This is a genomic window from Streptococcus sp. HMSC072C09 (assembly GCF_001813105.1).
Taxonomy (GTDB): domain Bacteria; phylum Bacillota; class Bacilli; order Lactobacillales; family Streptococcaceae; genus Streptococcus.
In genome coordinates this window covers 72,413-89,705 of sequence record NZ_KV811502.1, presented here as the reverse complement: position 1 = coordinate 89,705, position 17,293 = coordinate 72,413, and the positions used below count along the sequence as shown (strand labels likewise).

The 17,293-nt window shown below is 42.3% G+C and carries 15 protein-coding genes; 11 read left to right on the top strand and 4 right to left on the bottom strand.

Translation table 11 applies throughout. The features are described from left to right. The first annotated feature begins 1 nt into the window (after nt 1). The 3 genes from HMPREF2893_RS07870 to HMPREF2893_RS07860 all read left to right on the top strand — a co-directional run bounded on the left by HMPREF2893_RS07870 (nt 2) and on the right by HMPREF2893_RS07860 (nt 3,992). Nucleotides 2-1,756: an ABC transporter ATP-binding protein gene (locus HMPREF2893_RS07870; RefSeq protein ID WP_070675601.1), complete on the top strand. Its 1,755-nt coding sequence runs from the start codon at nt 2-4 to the stop codon at nt 1,754-1,756. Beyond that, nucleotides 1,743-3,497: an ABC transporter ATP-binding protein gene (locus tag HMPREF2893_RS07865; RefSeq protein WP_070675598.1), complete on the top strand. Its 1,755-nt coding sequence runs from the start codon at nt 1,743-1,745 to the stop codon at nt 3,495-3,497. Before HMPREF2893_RS07870 ends, HMPREF2893_RS07865 begins: the two co-directional genes overlap by 14 nt. A gap of 246 nt (nt 3,498-3,743) precedes the next feature. Next, a complete protein-coding gene (locus tag HMPREF2893_RS07860; protein ID WP_070675595.1) occupies nt 3,744-3,992 on the top strand; it encodes a hypothetical protein in 249 nt (82 codons plus the stop codon). Nucleotides 3,993-4,010: 18 nt separating this feature from the next. Here the strand turns inward: HMPREF2893_RS07860 and HMPREF2893_RS07855 are convergent, their stop codons facing one another. The 3 genes from HMPREF2893_RS07855 to HMPREF2893_RS07845 form a co-directional block, all read right to left on the bottom strand. Then, nucleotides 4,011-5,315, bottom strand: a complete 1,305-nt coding sequence (locus tag HMPREF2893_RS07855) for an aminotransferase-like domain-containing protein (RefSeq protein WP_070675593.1) — start codon at nt 5,313-5,315, stop codon at nt 4,011-4,013. A gap of 63 nt (nt 5,316-5,378) precedes the next feature. After that, nucleotides 5,379-6,026 (bottom strand): PAQR family membrane homeostasis protein TrhA, encoded by a 648-nt coding sequence (locus HMPREF2893_RS07850; protein ID WP_070675590.1) that lies wholly within the window; start codon nt 6,024-6,026, stop codon nt 5,379-5,381. After that, nucleotides 6,001-6,501, bottom strand: a complete 501-nt coding sequence (locus HMPREF2893_RS07845) for a DUF1836 domain-containing protein (RefSeq protein WP_070675587.1) — start codon at nt 6,499-6,501, stop codon at nt 6,001-6,003. Before HMPREF2893_RS07845 ends, HMPREF2893_RS07850 begins: the two co-directional genes overlap by 26 nt. Before the next feature lie 66 nt (nt 6,502-6,567). Between HMPREF2893_RS07845 and yaaA the strand changes: the two genes are divergently transcribed. Further along, nucleotides 6,568-7,293: a peroxide stress protein YaaA gene (gene yaaA / locus HMPREF2893_RS07840; RefSeq protein ID WP_070675584.1), complete on the top strand. Its 726-nt coding sequence runs from the start codon at nt 6,568-6,570 to the stop codon at nt 7,291-7,293. A 118-nt stretch (nt 7,294-7,411) separates the two neighbouring features. Here yaaA and HMPREF2893_RS07835 read toward each other — a convergent pair whose 3' ends face one another. Continuing rightward, nucleotides 7,412-7,858 (bottom strand): MarR family winged helix-turn-helix transcriptional regulator, encoded by a 447-nt coding sequence (locus HMPREF2893_RS07835; protein WP_003001765.1) that lies wholly within the window; start codon nt 7,856-7,858, stop codon nt 7,412-7,414. A gap of 291 nt (nt 7,859-8,149) precedes the next feature. On the opposite strand from HMPREF2893_RS07835, the gene HMPREF2893_RS07830 reads away from it, so the two are divergent. The 7 genes from HMPREF2893_RS07830 to HMPREF2893_RS07800 all read left to right on the top strand — a co-directional run bounded on the left by HMPREF2893_RS07830 (nt 8,150) and on the right by HMPREF2893_RS07800 (nt 17,203). Next, nucleotides 8,150-8,563 (top strand): cell wall elongation regulator TseB-like domain-containing protein, encoded by a 414-nt coding sequence (locus HMPREF2893_RS07830; protein WP_070675582.1) that lies wholly within the window; start codon nt 8,150-8,152, stop codon nt 8,561-8,563. Nucleotides 8,564-8,579: 16 nt separating this feature from the next. After that, on the top strand, nt 8,580-9,758 hold the full coding sequence (locus HMPREF2893_RS07825; RefSeq protein WP_070675579.1) for a pyridoxal phosphate-dependent aminotransferase: 1,179 nt from the start codon (nt 8,580-8,582) through the stop codon (nt 9,756-9,758). 148 nt (nt 9,759-9,906) lie between these two features. Then, nucleotides 9,907-11,253: an asparagine--tRNA ligase gene (asnS, locus tag HMPREF2893_RS07820; RefSeq protein ID WP_070675576.1), complete on the top strand. Its 1,347-nt coding sequence runs from the start codon at nt 9,907-9,909 to the stop codon at nt 11,251-11,253. A gap of 68 nt (nt 11,254-11,321) precedes the next feature. Next, entirely contained in the window at nt 11,322-12,059 is a 738-nt protein-coding gene (locus HMPREF2893_RS07815; protein WP_070675574.1) for a DUF1003 domain-containing protein, read from the top strand. Nucleotides 12,060-12,117: 58 nt separating this feature from the next. Next, nucleotides 12,118-13,317 (top strand): MFS transporter, encoded by a 1,200-nt coding sequence (locus tag HMPREF2893_RS07810; RefSeq protein WP_070675572.1) that lies wholly within the window; start codon nt 12,118-12,120, stop codon nt 13,315-13,317. Between the two features lie 419 nt (nt 13,318-13,736). Beyond that, entirely contained in the window at nt 13,737-15,464 is a 1,728-nt protein-coding gene (locus HMPREF2893_RS07805) for an ABC transporter ATP-binding protein (RefSeq protein ID WP_070675569.1), read from the top strand. Then, nucleotides 15,461-17,203, top strand: coding sequence for an ABC transporter ATP-binding protein (locus HMPREF2893_RS07800; RefSeq protein WP_070675566.1), 1,743 nt, complete (start codon nt 15,461-15,463; stop codon nt 17,201-17,203). Before HMPREF2893_RS07805 ends, HMPREF2893_RS07800 begins: the two co-directional genes overlap by 4 nt. Nucleotides 17,204-17,293 lie beyond the last annotated feature (90 nt).

Genomic DNA, 17,293 nt, shown 5'->3' with positions numbered 1-17,293 from the left:
GATGAATCTGTTGAGGAAATTATCTTGGTTTTTTAATATAGAGAAGAAGCGATACTTGATCGGGATAGGGTCCTTGATCTTGGTTAGTTTTTTAAATCTCATTCCTCCAAGAATCATGGGACTTGTGATCGATTTGATCGATAAAAGAAGGCTGACATTGGGGCAGTTAGTTGTGGATATTGCCCTTTTGGTCCTCGCAGCTCTTGCTATGTATGGCCTTCGTTTTGTTTGGAGACGCTATATTTTTGGGACGGCCAATAAGTTGGCTCGGATCTTGCGTTACCGTTTGTTCAAGCAATTTACGCTCATGTCTCCGTCTTTTTATCAGCGTTATCGGACAGGGGATCTCATGGCCCATGCCACTAATGATATCAATGCGGTAACCATGTTTGCTGGTGGTGGAGTCATGTCTGCTGTAGATGCTTCTGTGACAGCCTTGGTGACCCTAGTCAGCATGTTTTTCATGATTGATTGGCGCTTAACCCTCTTAGCTATTTTGCCTCTACCGGTTATGGTGGTAGTGACTTCCGCCATTGGACGCAAAAACCACAAAGCCTTCAAAGAAGCCCAAGAAGGCTTCTCAGAGCTGAACAACTTTGTCCAGGAATCAGTATCAGGAGTCAAAGTGACCAAATCCTTTGGCTTTCAGGCAGATGAGATTCGTGCTTTTGAAAAAACCAATCAAATGGTCTTTTCAAAAAATATGACTTCAGCCGGTTACAATGCTTTGTTTGATCCGACTACTCTTCTTTTTGTCGGTCTCTCCTATGTTCTGACCCTCTACTTCGGGGGGCTATTTGTTCAGGAAGGGAGCCTGACGATTGGACAAATCGTAACCTTTATTACCTATCTCAATATGCTCGTCTGGCCCCTTCAAGCCATGGGCTTCTTGTTTAATATTAGTCAGCGTGCTAGCGTCTCCTATGATCGGATTGAGATACTTTTAGCAGAAATACCTGATATCCAAGATCCAAGTCAACCAGTTACAGTCATTCAAAACGGAGATTTGGAATATGACATTGAAGAATTCGCCTATGAGAATGAGCCTGTCCTTGAAAAGGTTGTCTTTCATTTAGAAAAAGGGCAAACCCTTGGAATTGTTGGTCCAACTGGATCTGGAAAGACCACCTTGTTACGTCTCTTGCTTAGAGAGCACGACTTGGAGCAGGGAGCTATCTTGCTAAATGGGATCTCCATCAAACATTATCGCTTAGAAGATCTTCGAAGCTTGATTGGCTATGTCCCTCAAGATCAGATCCTCTTTGCCATGACCATTCGCGAGAATGTCGCTTTTTCAGATCCACAGATCAAGGAAGAAGAGGTGATGAAGGCTCTTAGAACTTGTGGAGTCTATGAGGATATTCTGGCCATGCCAGACCAGATGGAGACAGTGCTGGGAGAGCGAGGGGTCTCTCTTTCTGGCGGGCAAAAGCAACGGATTGCCATGAGTCGTGCTTTGGTCATGAATCCTGAGATCTTAATCTTGGATGATTCCCTGTCTGCAGTAGATGCTAAAACGGAGCACCAAATCATTGAAAATATGAAGCAGGAACGCAAGGGGAAAACAACCATCATCACAGCCCATCGCCTATCAGCGATCGTTCATGCGGGTTTGATTCTGGTAATGGAGAATGGACAGATCAAGGAGCGAGGAAATCACGAGGAATTAATGGCTCAAAAAGGTTGGTACTATGAAACCTACCAAGCCCAACAATTATCAGAAGAAATGGAGGGAAAGCTGAATGAAAACATCTGAAGCTCATGTGATGAAGCGGCTCTTAACTTACATGTGGCGTTATAAATGGTTAACAGCTCTAGCCTTGGCCTTTACCTTCCTGACGAGTCTTTTATTGACGGCGATCCCTCTTGCAGCTCGCTGGTATATTGACCACCTAGTGGATCCAACAGAAACCGGCTCTCCAGTACTGACAGCTTTTCAGTTTTTGATTCTCTACTATGGGTTATTCATTGGGCGCGTGCTAGCGACCTACCTGAGCCAGTTAACCTTTGCGCGTGTATCCAATTCTATCGTAAGAGACATTCGTCTAGATATTTTCCAAAATCTTCAAAGGCTGGGCATGTCCTTTTATGACCAGACAGCAGCAGGTTCGATTGTTTCGCGGGTGACCAATGATACACAGGCAGTCGCAGATATGTTTTCTACGGTCTTTTCAAGCCTGGTTTCATCCTTTTTACTTTTTCTAGTCACCCTGGTAACCATGTTTAGCTTGGACTGGCATTTGACCATTTGGATCCTGCCTTTTCTTCCCATCATTTGGTTTTCCATCCGTCTCTATCGCAAGTTATCCAATCGCTTGGTCAAGATGACCCGACAAAAATTATCAGATATCAATGTGAAATTATCGGAATCTATCGAAGGAATGCGGATCGTGCAGGCCTTTCGTCAAGAAAAGCGCTTGACGGATGAATTCGAACAGATTAATGGGGAACATTTGGATTACGCCAACAGATCTGTGGATGTCAATTCCCTCTTTTTGAGGCCAGCTATGACCCTGTTACAGGTCCTGGCTTATGCGGTTATTCTGACCTTTTTCGGCCTAAATTGGCAGTTTTCTGGCTTTACAGCCGGTCTTATCTATGCCTTTATCCAGTATGTTAGCCAGCTTTTCCAGCCTTTGATTGATGTCACCCAAAATTTTGCAACCTTGCAGACCTCGACCATTTCTGCAGGGCGTGTCTTTGAGATGATGGATCGAGACGACTATGAGCCTAAGCAAGCTGGTAGCCTGAAAGAAATTGAGCGGGGAGATATTCGTTTTGAGCATGTATCTTTTTCTTATGATGGCAAACGGGATGTCCTAAAAGATATCTCCTTTGAGGTCAAAAACGGACAAACCATCGCCTTTGTTGGTCATACTGGTTCTGGTAAATCCTCTATTATCAATCTCTTCATGCGCTTTTATGAATTTGATCGTGGCCGGATCTTGATTGATGGACAGGATATCAAGGACTATAGCCAGGAAGCCTTGCGCAAGTCCATTGGTCTAGTGTTGCAGGAACCCTTCCTCTATCATGGAACCATTGCTTCTAATATCCGGATGTACCATGAAGAACTGACAGATGAGGAAATCCGACAAGCAGCTGCATTTGTGGATGTAGCAGACTTTATTGAGAGTCTACCTGGTGGCTATGATCATCCGGTAACAGAGCGGGGTTCTACCTTATCGACCGGTCAGCGTCAGCTTCTGGCTTTTGCCCGGACCATTGCTGCCCAGCCTAAGTTCCTCATTTTGGATGAGGCCACTGCCAATATCGACCAAGAGACGGAAGAGATGATCCAAAATTCTCTGAAGAAGATGCGCCAAGGGCGGACAACCATTGCCATTGCCCATCGCCTTTCTACCATCCAAGATGCCGATTGCATTTATGTTCTCGATAAAGGAAAAATCATCGAATCAGGCAACCACGATCAACTCATTGCTCTAGGAGGAACGTATAAGAAAATGTATGACCTCCAGGCTGGTATGATGAAATAAGGACAAAAAAGAGACTGGGACAAAAGTCCTAGCCTCTCAATTATCTTTGGATTGTCGAGCAAGACGCAGTGGTTGAGCGGGCTCTACTACGCTGATTTCATCAGCTTTTACAGCCCTACTCAACTGTGCAGAGGTGGGACGACGAAATCGAATTCTAACGAATTACCGATTTCTGTCCCACTCTCTTGTTTTTCTTCTTTGAAAGCTGTAAAATATAGAAAAGAACAGAAAAAGGGAGCATACACCATGTCAAACGATCTGATCATGATGGGAGTTGTCATTGTCTTATTTGGACTTTATTTCACTCTTCAAGTTGAGCTCAATAAAGTCAGAAATCAATTCACTCACTATCTTCTTAAACCAGGTAGTATTTCTAAGGAACAAAGAGAGAAATACCTCAAAGAACCAGAGATGGAAGCGATTCGCCTAATTCGTCTCGATTATCGGATCGGCCTTCAAAATGCCAAACTTCTTTATGAGCAATTGAAGAAATAAGAAAGACCCTCGTATAGTCTATACGAGGGTTTCTCTTTCAAAAAAAGTCGTCAGCTTTGGTAAAACATTGTCCACATCTGCCGATTTGATCTTAACGAGTTGATAAGGACAAGAAGTGATGTAGGCTGCTTCAAAGAAATCAAGCGGGAGTCCACTGTGTTTTAAGGCAGCAAGAGATTTGACCTGATGAAGATCTAGTAGGATCCCATCGTGGGTCAGGGTCAGATGAGGGAGAAGAGAAGACTGATCCATCAAGGTCTTCAATCTTTCTTCTTCCTCTTTTTTTCTGGCTAGGAGTCGTTTTTTATTGGTCAGATACATACCATTATCAATGTAGAGACTTAAGGCCTTTTGCATGATGAGATTGCTATCATAGTCCAGAATTGTCTTATAGGTCAAGACAGGTTTAAGAAGGGCTTGGGGAAGGATCATGGACGTAATGCGAAGAGCAGAAAAAAGATTGGTCGAAAAAGACTTGATATAAATAACTCGGTCCTTTTGATCCAAATAATGAAAGGAAGGAGCATTGCTGCTATCAAGATCTCCCAAATAGTCGTCCTCAACAAGGTAGACATCATATTGGTCAGCTAGTTGCAAGATCGCTTCTTTCTGCTTGGTCGAATAGCTATGACCGAGCGGATAGTGAAAACGAGGGATCGTGTAGAAGAATTTGATATGCCCACTTTTGAAAATCTCTTCAAGTTCCTCGAGATCAATCCCCGTTAAATTTCGTTGAATGGTACGGTAAGCAAGTTGCTGCGAATCAAGGAGTTGGTTCATCCGGTGATAAGTCGGTTGCTCGATTAAGATCTGAGATTTTTTATTGGGAAAGTCAATCTGGCTGAGGATATTAAGCGCCTGCTGAGTACCAGCAGTCAAAACAATCTGATCAGCAGTCGTATAAATACCTTCCTCCTTTAATAAGCCTTGAATGGATTGGCGTACTTCTAGTAAGCCTGCTTGGTCCGAAAAGTTATTGAAGAGATAATTCTCCCGTCCAATCAAGGTTTCATTGATACAGGTCCGGAAGTCCTCGAAAGCCTGGTTGCGGTCTTTCTCTAATTTTAGTGGAAGATCCTCATGTCGATTAGGTTCTTGCTCCAAAACATAGTAGCCACTTTGAGGCTTAGCATAGAGGAAGTGCTGGTAAGTCAAGTCCAGCAAGGCTCGTTGCACCGTGTCCTTACTACAAGAAAATTGACTAGCTAACTGACGAACAGAAGGAATTTTCTGTCCGGTTTCGAGCTGGCCTTGTTGAATAGCTTTTTTTAAGAAATCGATAATTTGTTGGTATTTGCTCGTCTTCATCCTGACTGTCCCCATACAGTTTTTTTCTATTGTACAGAAAAAATCACAAAAAAACCACTCCGAAGAGTGGCGGCAGTATTACATAAAGTAAACAATGGCTAAATACTGAAGGGCAGAAGCGGCAAGGATGAAAAGGTGCCAAATCATATGGAAATATGGTTTTTTCTTGGCATAAAAGCCAGCTCCAACCGTGTAGCACAGACCGCCCATGAGCATGAGACCCCAGAAGATCGGATTGGTTTGGCTAACGATTTGGGGAATAATAAAGATGACCAACCAGCCCATGATCAAGTAAAGAGCGAGACTGAACTTTTCATTGACTTTTTTGGCAAAGATTTTGTAGAGAATACCAAAGATGGTGGTCCCCCATTGGATCAAGATAATGCTGTAGCCCATCCAGTTGTTCATCAAGGTAAGGACAACCGGTGTATAACTTCCTGCGATCGCAATGTAGATCATGGAATGATCGATAATACGAAGCACATACTTTTGAGGTGAATCGTAAGACATGGCATGGTAGACGGTCGAAGACAGAAACATCAAAAAGAGACTGATCACAAAGATAGAAGTCCCAAAAGCACTGAGCAGACCGTGTTGCTCAAAGCTATAGACTGCTGAGATCGGAAGTAAGATCAACATGAGGAGGGCGCCAACAGCGTGGGGTACGCTATTGGCGATCTCTTCTCCAAAGGATAATTTTTTACTTAGTTTCATGGTATAATTCATCAGTTTCTTCCTCCGTTTTTACTGGTTGAATATAAGATAGGGTTTCAAGATAGAGTTGAACTGTCTGACAGGCAGAGCGAATGATAGGAGCGATCGGCTCTTTTTGCTCATTGAGATAAGCGACAAAGCTATTATAGAGAAGATCTGAACTCGCCTGGTCCTGCAAGAAATTTAAGGTAGAAGCGATCTCCTGAATAGAAAAGACCGTTTTTAAGGTTGTAATAGCGATTAAGCGAGCCACCTGTCTACGCTGGTATTTCTTCTTATCTGGTTTTTCGACATAGCCATGTTTTACGTAATTGTTGATCATGGCAGCCGTCAAGCCCTTGTCAGAAGAAGAGAGAACAGGTGCACAGGTTTTATTGACATAAAGAAGGACCTGATCGAGATAGAGATCTAGCTCAGGTAGTTGCTCCCACGTTGGATAGGAAAAAGTGGACACGAAATCTTCACCTTTCTTTAATCTAGTTTTCATAACTAGATAATAACATTTATAAAAACTCCTGTCAAGAAAATTTGAAAAATATGGTACAATAGACCTATGAAACTATTAATTCCATCCGCCAAAGAACTGAACGAACAGGCTCGTATCGTCGAGCCCCAACCCTTGTCAGAGAACACAAAAACCATCCTCCAAGCTTTGAAGGCATTCTCCCTAGAAGAATTAGCGACCTTTTACGGGATCTCAGAGGAAAGAGCTCAAGTAGAAAAAGAAAGAATTGAGGCTTTGTTAGCTGGGAGTGCTAAAACCTATCCTGCTTTGGAACTGTTTGATGGCCTTATGTACCGTAGTATCGAGCGTCAAGACTTATCCGAAAAAGAGCAGGCTTATCTGCAGGAGCATTTGTTAATCACGACTGCTTTATATGGTGTGCTACCAGCCTATGAAGGGATTGCTCCCCATCGCTTGGATTTTATGATGAAGCTAAAACCAGCTGGAAAATCTCTAAAGGTACTCTGGAAAGAGGACTATGATCGGGCAGTAGAAGATGAAGAACAGATCTTATCTCTTTTGTCTTCTGAGTTTGAACAAGTCTTTTCAAAAGCCATTCGTGAGCGAATGATTCGGATCAAATTCATGGAGAATCGTGGTGGGACCCTGAAGATTCACTCGACGATTTCAAAAAAAGCACGTGGGGCCATGGTGACAGCTATGATGAAGGAAGAAATCATCCATCTAGAAGATCTGAAATCATTAGAAGTAGCAGGTTTCTCTTATCGTGAGGATTTATCGCAAGAGAAGGAATGGGTCTTTGTGAAAGAATAAATAAAAATATTCCTGAGAAGCGTCAGGAATATTTTTTTGATCTATTAGATAAAGAGAATGCACGATGAAAACTCCAAAATAGAGGATTTTGGAGTCAGAATCGTCTTGAGCAGTAGGCTTAGGCGATATGTTTGAATTTCTTCAAGAGTTCTGTCAACTCAGCTTGCTCACCACTATTAAAGACTTGCATCAAGCGTTGAATATTTTTGATATGATCTGGAAGAGCTTCTTCGATCTTTTTACGACCGGCATCTGTAATAGATACAAGATAAGCACGGCGGTCTTCTGGATCGGTTTCGCGTGTAATCCAACCATCGCGGACCATATTACGAATAACCACAGTCATATTTCCAGAGGTCGCAAGAATGCTATCAATCAGATCTTGAATGCGAAGATCGCCTTTGCTGTACAAGGTTTCAAGTACAGAGAATTGAGTTGGTGTCAACTGGTGCTTTTTAAAGATATGAGCCTCAGACGCACGGATCAATCGTTCTGCCTTGTGGAAGACGATCATGGTTTTTAAATCTACGTTTGCTTCTTTGAATAATCTCTTTAAATTTTCCATATCTATATTTTATCAATAAATAGTATTTCTGTCGTTTAATTTTATTTTCAAATTAGTTACAAAATTGTGACAAATTTATTAAACTATGAACAAATGATAGCATAGATGTTAATTTTACTTTGTTTATCAAACAATTTTATACTAAAACATTGTAACAGGTATGAAATATTAGTAACAATTCTTTCTTGAAAATCTATAGAATTCTAGGTAGCTTTGGTGTATAATGAGGGAGTGAAACAGAAAAATAATCTTTTTATAATATGGCAACATATAATAGGAATCTGTATCTTAGTGTTGACGGTCCTTTTTTCTTGGCTATTTCTTGCTGAAAAAACTTCTGATCGCTTGCAGGATCAAATGGCACAAGCAAGAAAAATAGCTCTGTCTCACTCTTCGATTGCGACCATTGAGACGGAGAGTTTCTTTCATGGCAAAGAAGCCTATCTTTCCTTTATTGGCAAGGACCAAGAGGGGCAAGATCTAGCGGTTTTGGTGGCGCAGGCGGATGAAGCAGTCTATACCTACCCTTTGAAAGAAGGAGTTAGCTCCAAAGAGGCAGCTTCCGTCGTCAAAGAGAAGAGTCAGGACGCGATTGATCGTGTCATTTTTGGACGCTTTAAAGGCAAACCGATCTGGGAAGTTAAGGCTGGGAGCTCTTATTATGTGGTGGATTTCAAGACTGGAAAAGTCACCGGTGTTTTTTAAGATTTGAGGAGGAAATATGAAATTATCAAATCGTGTATTGGAAATTGAAGAAAGTGTGACCTTGGCTGCAAATGCGCGTGCCAAAGCTTTGGCAGCAGAAGGTCGTGATATCTTAAGTTTGACCCTGGGTCAACCTGACTTTGCGACTCCAAAAAATATTCAAGAAGCAGCAGTCGCATCGATCGAGGATGGTCGCGCTAGCTTTTATACGGTAGCATCTGGACTTCCAGAATTGAAGGATGCCATTAGCGACTACATGAAAGAGTTTTATGGCTATGCAGTGAATCGAAATGAGGTTGTGGTCGGTACTGGTGCTAAGTTTATCATCTATGCCTTCTTTACTTCTGTCATCAATCCAGGTGATGAAGTCATCATTCCAACCCCTTGCTGGGTTTCTTATGTAGACCAGGTTAAGATGGTAGAAGGCACACCTGTTACTTTCCAAACAACAGAAGAAAATCACTTCAAGGCAACGGTAGAGCAACTGGAAGCAGCACGGACAGACAAGACCAAGGTGGTCTTACTGAATTCGCCATCCAATCCAACAGGAATGATCTACAGTAAAGAAGAGCTAGAAGCAATTGGAAATTGGGCTGTTGAACATGACATCTTGATTTTGGCAGACGATATCTATGGTCGTTTGGTCTATAATGGCAATACCTTTACGCCCATTTCTAGCTTATCAGAAGCAATTCGCAAGCAAACCATCGTGATTAACGGAGTTTCTAAAACCTATGCTATGACTGGTTGGCGGGTTGGTTTTGCAGTGGGTGATCCAGAGATTATTGGAGCCATGGCCAAGGTGATTAGCCAAACAACATCCAACTTAACAACCGTTTCCCAATATGCTGCAATCGAAGCTCTCACAGGGGATCAGTCTTCTATTGAGATCATGCGTCAAGCTTTTGAAGAACGCTTGAATACTATTTATCCTCTCTTGAATGAAGTACCTGGTTTTGAAGCCATCAAACCTCAAGGAGCCTTCTATCTCTTCCCAAATGTCAAGAAGGCCATGGAGATGAAGGGCTATACAGATGTGACGGAATTTACCACAGCAATTTTAGAAGAAGCAGAGGTTGCTTTAGTAACGGGAGCTGGCTTTGGTGCCCCTGAAAATGTTCGCTTGTCTTATGCGACAGATTTGGATACCTTGAAAGAAGCTGTTCGCCGACTCAAGGCCTTTATGGAAAAATAAAATTACAAGATCCTTAGTAATGAGCTGAGGATCTTTTTCTTTAAAAAAAATTTGGTTTTCACAGGTAGAACGTAGCACTGAAAGCCTTTTTATGATACAATTAAGAAGATAATGTCTTCGGACAAGTTTAACGAGAAAAGGAAGATGAATGATGACAAAACGGATTACTATCATCGAAGTAAAAGACTACGTTGGTCAAGAAGTGACTATCGGTGCTTGGGTTGCTAACAAGTCAGGAAAAGGAAAAATTGCCTTCTTGCAATTGCGTGATGGAACAGCCTTTTTCCAAGGTGTAGCTTTCAAACCAAACTTTATCGAAAAATTTGGAGAAGAAGTAGGTCTTGAAAAATTTGACACCATCAAACGCTTGAGCCAAGAAACATCTGTCTATGTGACAGGGATTGTTAAAGAAGACGAGCGTTCTAAATTTGGTTATGAGCTCGATATCACAGATATTGAAGTGATCGGTGAATCACAAGATTACCCAATCACTCCAAAAGAACACGGTACAGACTTCTTGATGGACAACCGCCATTTGTGGCTTCGTTCACGCAAGCAAGTCGCTGTGATGCAAATCCGTAATGCTATTATCTATGCAACTTATGAGTTCTTCGATAAGAACGGCTTCATGAAGTTTGATAGCCCAATTCTTTCAGGAAATGCGGCAGAAGATTCTACTGAACTGTTTGAAACAGATTACTTCGGAACACCAGCTTACTTGAGCCAATCAGGTCAGCTTTATCTGGAAGCAGGTGCTATGGCTCTTGGTCGCGTCTTTGACTTTGGTCCAGTATTCCGTGCTGAAAAATCTAAGACTCGTCGTCACTTGACTGAGTTCTGGATGATGGATGCTGAGTACTCATACTTGACACACGATGAGTCACTTGACTTGCAAGAAGCTTATGTCAAAGCTCTTCTTCAAGGTGTTCTTGACCGTGCTCCTCAAGCTTTGGAAACCTTGGAACGTGATACAGAGCTCTTGAAACGCTACATTGCTGAGCCATTCAAACGGATCACCTATGATGAAGCCATTGATCTCTTGCAAGAGCATGAAAATGATGAAGATGCGGACTATGAGCACCTTGAGCATGGAGATGACTTTGGTTCACCACATGAAACTTGGATTTCAAACCACTTTGGTGTGCCAACCTTTGTCATGAACTACCCAGCAGCTATCAAGGCCTTCTACATGAAGCCAGTTCCTGGCAACCCAGACCGTGTGCTTTGTGCAGACTTGCTTGCCCCAGAAGGCTATGGAGAAATCATCGGTGGCTCTATGCGTGAGGAAGACTACGATGCCCTTGTTGCAAAAATGGATGAACTTGGCATGGATCGTACAGAGTATGAATTCTACCTTGATCTTCGTAAATACGGTACAGTCCCACACGGTGGATTTGGTATTGGGATTGAACGGATGGTAACCTTCGCAGCTGGTACTAAACACATCCGTGAAGCTATTCCATTCCCACGTATGTTGCACCGTATCAAACCTTAATAGACGTAAAAACGCCATTAGGCGTTTTTCACTTTTATCTGCTTCAAAAAACTATGAAAGGAAACTCAATGCTGAAAATAGACATCATTGATGGGAAAGAATACGAAGAAGGCCAAGGATCTTTGATTGCGGATCTGGACCATTCCATTCAACAGATGCTCAAGACTTCCTATCCTGAAAGTCAAATGGATGATTTTATCACGTATAAAAATTTGAGCCAATATTGTATGGATTATCTAGGTCAGATTATTGATCGTGCCAATGATAAAAACGAAGCGATTAAACAGCAGGTGACAGCTGTCATGCCTGAAAGCGAGCGTCCCTTTAACGTTGAAGACCGCTTGACAGCCAGCTATACCTTCGGCCAGCGGGTGGCGGATTCTGTCGCACGCTTTGGTGGTTCATGGACTTTTATCATTAGTTTTATCCTGATGATGGCTATTTGGATGTTGATTAATGTCTTGCATCCCTTTGGCTGGAATTTTGATCCTTATCCTTTCATCTTGCTCAATCTTGCGCTTTCCACTATTGCGGCGATTCAAGCTCCTTTGATCATGATGAGCCAAAACCGGGCGGCAGATTACGATCGCCTGCAAGCGCGAAATGACTTTAACGTCAATATGGAGTCGGAACGAGAAATTCGCTTGTTGCATACGAAGATTGACCATATGGTGCAACAAGACCAGACGGATTTGCTGGAAATTCAAAAGTTGCAAACCGAATTGTTGGTATCCTTGTCTAATCAAGTGACCCAATTGCGTCAAGAACTAAATCAAGAAAGAATGAAAGAGGTGGAGAAAATGTAGGCAACTCTAAGTAAGTCTTTTAGAAACACTCAAATAATCTATTGAAAGAGGAAAAACAATGTTTAAAAGAACTTACAAACGCAATATTTCACTCCTAGCAGGTTTGGAATTTACATCTTATTTTGGAATCACCAGTTTTTGGATTCTCTTTTTTATTCAAAATGGTCTTTCTTTGCTTCAGATTGGTTTATTAGAGAGTATCTTTCATGGGACAAGTCTCTTGTGTGAGATCCCATCTGGTATGTTGGCCGATCGCTTTAGCTACAAGACTAATCTCTACTTGGCTCGCTTGTCCAGTATTGGATCCTCGATCTTGATTTTATTTGGTCAGGGGAATTTTTGGATCTATGCCATTGCCATGATGGTCAATGCTTGGTCTTATAATTTTGACTCGGGGACCAGTACAGCTTTCTTATTTGATTCAGCTGTGGAAGCAGGTCAAAAAGACCGTTATCTTCAGATTTCTAGCTTCTTGTCTGGTGTGGCCGAAGTCACCCGAACTTTAGGTACAGTTGTGGCAGGCTTCTTTATTCACGGAGCATTGGCTTGGACCTATTATATTGCTATTGGGCTTTCCTTGCTTTCCATTCTTTTGATCTTTCTAATGAAGGAGCCTGAGAGCAAGAGTGATGAAAGAAGTCACTTGACCTTAAAGCGGATATTGGAGGTAGTGAAACAAGAATGGCAGGAAAAACCAGTCTTGTTTTACTGGATGCTCACCTATCAGTTGGTAGGGAACATCATGTGTATGTTTTATTTTTACTACCAACAGAAAATTAGTGACTTAACTAGTTGGCAAGTTTCGCTTATCATGTTGATTGGTAGTGGATTCAATCTACTAGCGGTTTATTTGGCCAGTCAAATCGGGAAAAAATGGAATAGTAATCAAGTCTTTCCGATTCTGGTTGCACTGACTGGGTTGGCCTTGTTTTTGGTAGGTGTGAAGACTCCATTCGCCTATTTGAGTGTCTATATCTTGACCAATGCCCTTTATGCAGTTTATCAACCCATCTACTACAATGATTTACAAGCTTATCTGCCATCTAGTGTACGAGCAACCATGCTGAGTATCAATTCCATGATGTTTAGTCTATCTATGATCGTGATTTTCCCACTGACTGGTTGGTTGATCGATACTTGTGGATTTGTAGCAGTCTTTCTTGTGCTAGGCCTTATAACATTCCTATCTTTCCCTCTCTTACTGATTGGTTTAGGGAGAATGGGCAAGACCTTAAGCGAGGTGACAAAGACTGAATAAAACTTATAGGGTTCTTGAGTCTAACAAGATTTAAATAGCAGAAAAACTGAACAATCCTTCTATGCTATGTAGGAATAGTAAGATTGAAGACAAAGTCATCTTAGAAACTTTCCTTAGGCGAGGACGGACGTCAGCGAACTTCGAAGAAGTTCCATGACTAATTATTGAGCCTAAGGTCTCAATAATTCCGAGTGCTAGAAACAATGGTGTTTCTAGCACTTTTCTCACAGCGGAAAGTTTCAGTAGATGATTGAATAGCTCTAACAAATAAAATTATTTTATCTTTATAGAAGTTAATTAATTTGTATAAAAGAGCAGTTTGTCTACGTTCTCATACTCTCTGCTTGGCAGGGAGAGTTTTTTTGTCAGTTATAATTGTGGTAAAATAGGTATATCCTATTTAAAAAGAATCGAGTTGTATGAAATCATTATTGAAGTATTTTAAGGGCTATCTATGGGAAACTTTTCTAGGGCCCGTGTTTAAGCTTTTAGAAGCTATTTTTGAATTGTGTGTCCCCTTAATCATCGCCCACTTAGTCGATCAGGTCATTCCGAAAAAGGAAACGAGCGCAGTGGTGATGACGGTCGGTGTTTTGTTTTTATTTGCGAGCTTTGGTGTTGTCGTAGCTATTACGGCCCAGTATTTTTCTTCTAAAGCAGCTGTCGGCTTTACCCGCGAGATGACCAAGGATTTGTATGAGAAGATCTTATCGCTTCCAAAGGACAAGCGCGATAGGATCGGGACTTCTAGTTTGGTAACCCGTCTTACTTCTGATACCTATCAAATCCAGGTTGGGATCAACCAATTCTTGCGCCTCTTTTTGAGAGCACCGATTATTGTCTTTGGTTCTATCATCATGGCCTTCACCATCAGTCCTAAACTCACTCTTTGGTTTTTGGGGATGGTGGCGATTTTAACCCTGATTATTGTGATCATGTCTCGGATTGTCAATCCGCTCTTTGCTAAGATTCGTAAAATTACAGACCGAATGGTCACGGTGACGCGTCAGCAATTTCAAGGGATGCGGGTGATTCGGGCCTTTGGACAACAGCCTGGTGAATTAGAAGATTTTAGAGAGGTCAATCAAGACTACAAGATCTGGCAAATTCGTGCTGGTATCTGGTCTAGTTTGGTGAGTCCCTTGACCTTCCTTGTGGTCAATACGACCTTGGTTTGTGTCATTTGGCAAGGACAATTGAATATCTCTGCTGGTCTTCTAACCCAAGGGATGTTGGTCGCTTTGGTCAATTATTTATTACAAATTTTAACAGAATTGATCAAACTGGCTATGCTGGTCACGTCTTTAAATGTCAGCTATATTTCAGCCAAGCGTGTCCAAGAGATTTTCGATTTGAAGGAAGAAGACCTCTTAGAAGCTTTGCCAGTAGAAACTGCAACAGAGCAAGAAGCAATCAGCGCAGAGAAAGTTTCTTTCACTTACCCAACGGCTTCAAACCCAGCTCTAGAAAATATTTCCTTTGATCTGGATCATGGACAGATGTTGGGAATTATCGGTGGTACAGGATCTGGGAAGTCCACCCTGGTCCAGTTATTGAGTCACTTGTATACCGTGAGTCAGGGGAAATTAGCCCTCTATCATCAAGGCTACTCTCCTAAAACTCTTAAGGAGTGGCGGGAGTGGGTAGCTGTTGTCCCACAGAAGGCAGAGCTCTTTAGAGGGACTATCCGCTCGAATCTCTTACTTGGGATGGAAGAAAATCTATCGGATGAAGATTTGTGGTGGGCACTAGAAACAGCTCAGGCGGCTGATTTTGTCCGTGAAAAAGAAGGACAACTCGATGAGCCAGTGGAAGCCTTTGGTCGAAATTTCTCAGGTGGCCAACGTCAACGGTTGACCATTGCGCGAGCCCTTTTGAAGAAGGCTCCTTTCTTGATTTTGGATGATTCAACTTCTGCCTTGGATTATTTGACGGAAGCTCGTCTCTTAAAATCGATTAAAGAAGAATTGAGTGATACGAGTTTGATCTTAGTATCACAACGAACCAATAGTCTCAAGTCTGCTGATCAGATTTTGGTCTTGAACAAGGGACATCAAGTTGGACTGGGAAATCACGATTTCCTCTTGTCTACCAATGAGATTTATCAAGAAATTCATTATTCACAACACGGGAGGGAGGAAGCATGAGTCAAAAACGTTCTAGTTATTTAAAACGTCTGTTTAGAGATTTTGCCAACCATCCCGGGCTTCTGATTCTAGCTAGTCTCGGAACCATCGCTCAAGTGGCCTTAACGGTTTGGTTACCGATCCTGATCGGACATGCAGTTGATTTAGTCATCAATCCTCAAGGGATGACAGTCTTATGGCCTGTCTTGATCCAAATGGTTCTGGTCATTGTGGCCAATACCCTGATCCAATGGATCAATCCTCTTGTCTACAATCAATTGGTCTATCGGTTTAGCCAAAGCCTGAGAGCAGAAGTGATGGAAAAAGTACACCGATTGCCCTTGTCTTATCTAGATAAACAAGGGAGCGGGGACTTCGTCAGTCGCCTCACGACCGATGTAGAGCAACTTAACAGTGGTCTTCTGATGGTCTTTAACCAGTTCTTTGTTGGTCTCTTAACCATTCTTGTGACCATCGTGACCATGGCAGAATTGGATTTCTTTATGATGGTGGCGGTTCTGGTCTTGACCCCTTTATCCCTGGTGATTGCTCGTTTTATTGCCAAGCGTTCTTATACGCTTTTCCAAAAGCAGACCCAGGCGCGTGGTCTTCAAACTCAATTGATCGAAGAGTCTTTGACCCAGGAAAGCTTGATCCAGTCCTTTAACGCTCAGGATCAATTCCGTAAGGCTTTTAAAGGGACTAATGAAAGCTATGCCAATTATTCCCAATCCGCTGTCTTTTATTCTTCAACTGTCAACCCTGCCACTCGCTTTGTGAATGCCTTGATTTATGCAGTAGTGGCTGGATTTGGTGCTGTACGCATTATTTCGGGATCTCACTTCACTGTCGGTCAATTGGTGACCTTCCTCAATTATGTCAACCAATACACCAAGCCCTTTAATGATATCTCCTCTGTCTTGTCAGAACTCCAAAGTGCCCTTGCCTGCGCAGAGCGCTTGTACAGCGTCTTGGATCAAGCTGAGGTCGAAGAGACGGGGCAACGGGTCCTGGAAAGTCAGGATGTTAAAGGTGCGATTGGTTTTGAACACGTCACATTTGGATATGATTTGGGTCGGACCTTGATCAAAGATCTAACCATTCAGGTTCCAGCTGCCAGTAAAGTGGCCATTGTAGGGCCTACTGGAGCAGGAAAATCGACCTTGATTAATTTGCTCATGCGTTTCTACCCTGTTAATTCTGGAGAGATCACGATTGATGGGGTGCCAATTACGGACTACACCCGTGCTTCTTACCGCCAACAGTTTGGTATGGTCCTGCAAGAAACTTGGCTTAAGGTCGGGACGATTCATGAAAATATCGCCTTTTCTCGTCCAGATGCAACTAGAGAAGAAGTCATAGAAGCGGCCAAAGCAGCCAATGCAGATTTCTTCATTCGGCAGTTGCCACAAGGGTACGATACCTATCTTTCAGATGCTGGAGAGTCTTTGTCTCAAGGACAACGCCAACTCTTAACGATTGCGCGGGTTTTCCTTTCAGTTCCTAAGATTTTAATCTTGGATGAGGCGACATCCTCCATCGATACTCGGACTGAGGTCTTGATTCAAGATGCCTTTAATCAGCTCATGAAGGGACGGACCAGCTTTATCATTGCTCACCGCTTATCGACCATTCAAAATGCTGATATGATTCTTGTCATGGTGGATGGCGATATTGTTGAGCATGGCACTCATGAAGAGCTAATGCAAGCGCAAGGTGTGTACTACAAGATGCAGACAGCTCAGCAACAGGTTAGTTAGAATGAAAAGCATTTTCAGATTTGAAAATGCTTAGATTGAAGATAAAGACATATTCAAAACTTTCCTTAAGTGAGTACGGACGTCAGCGAA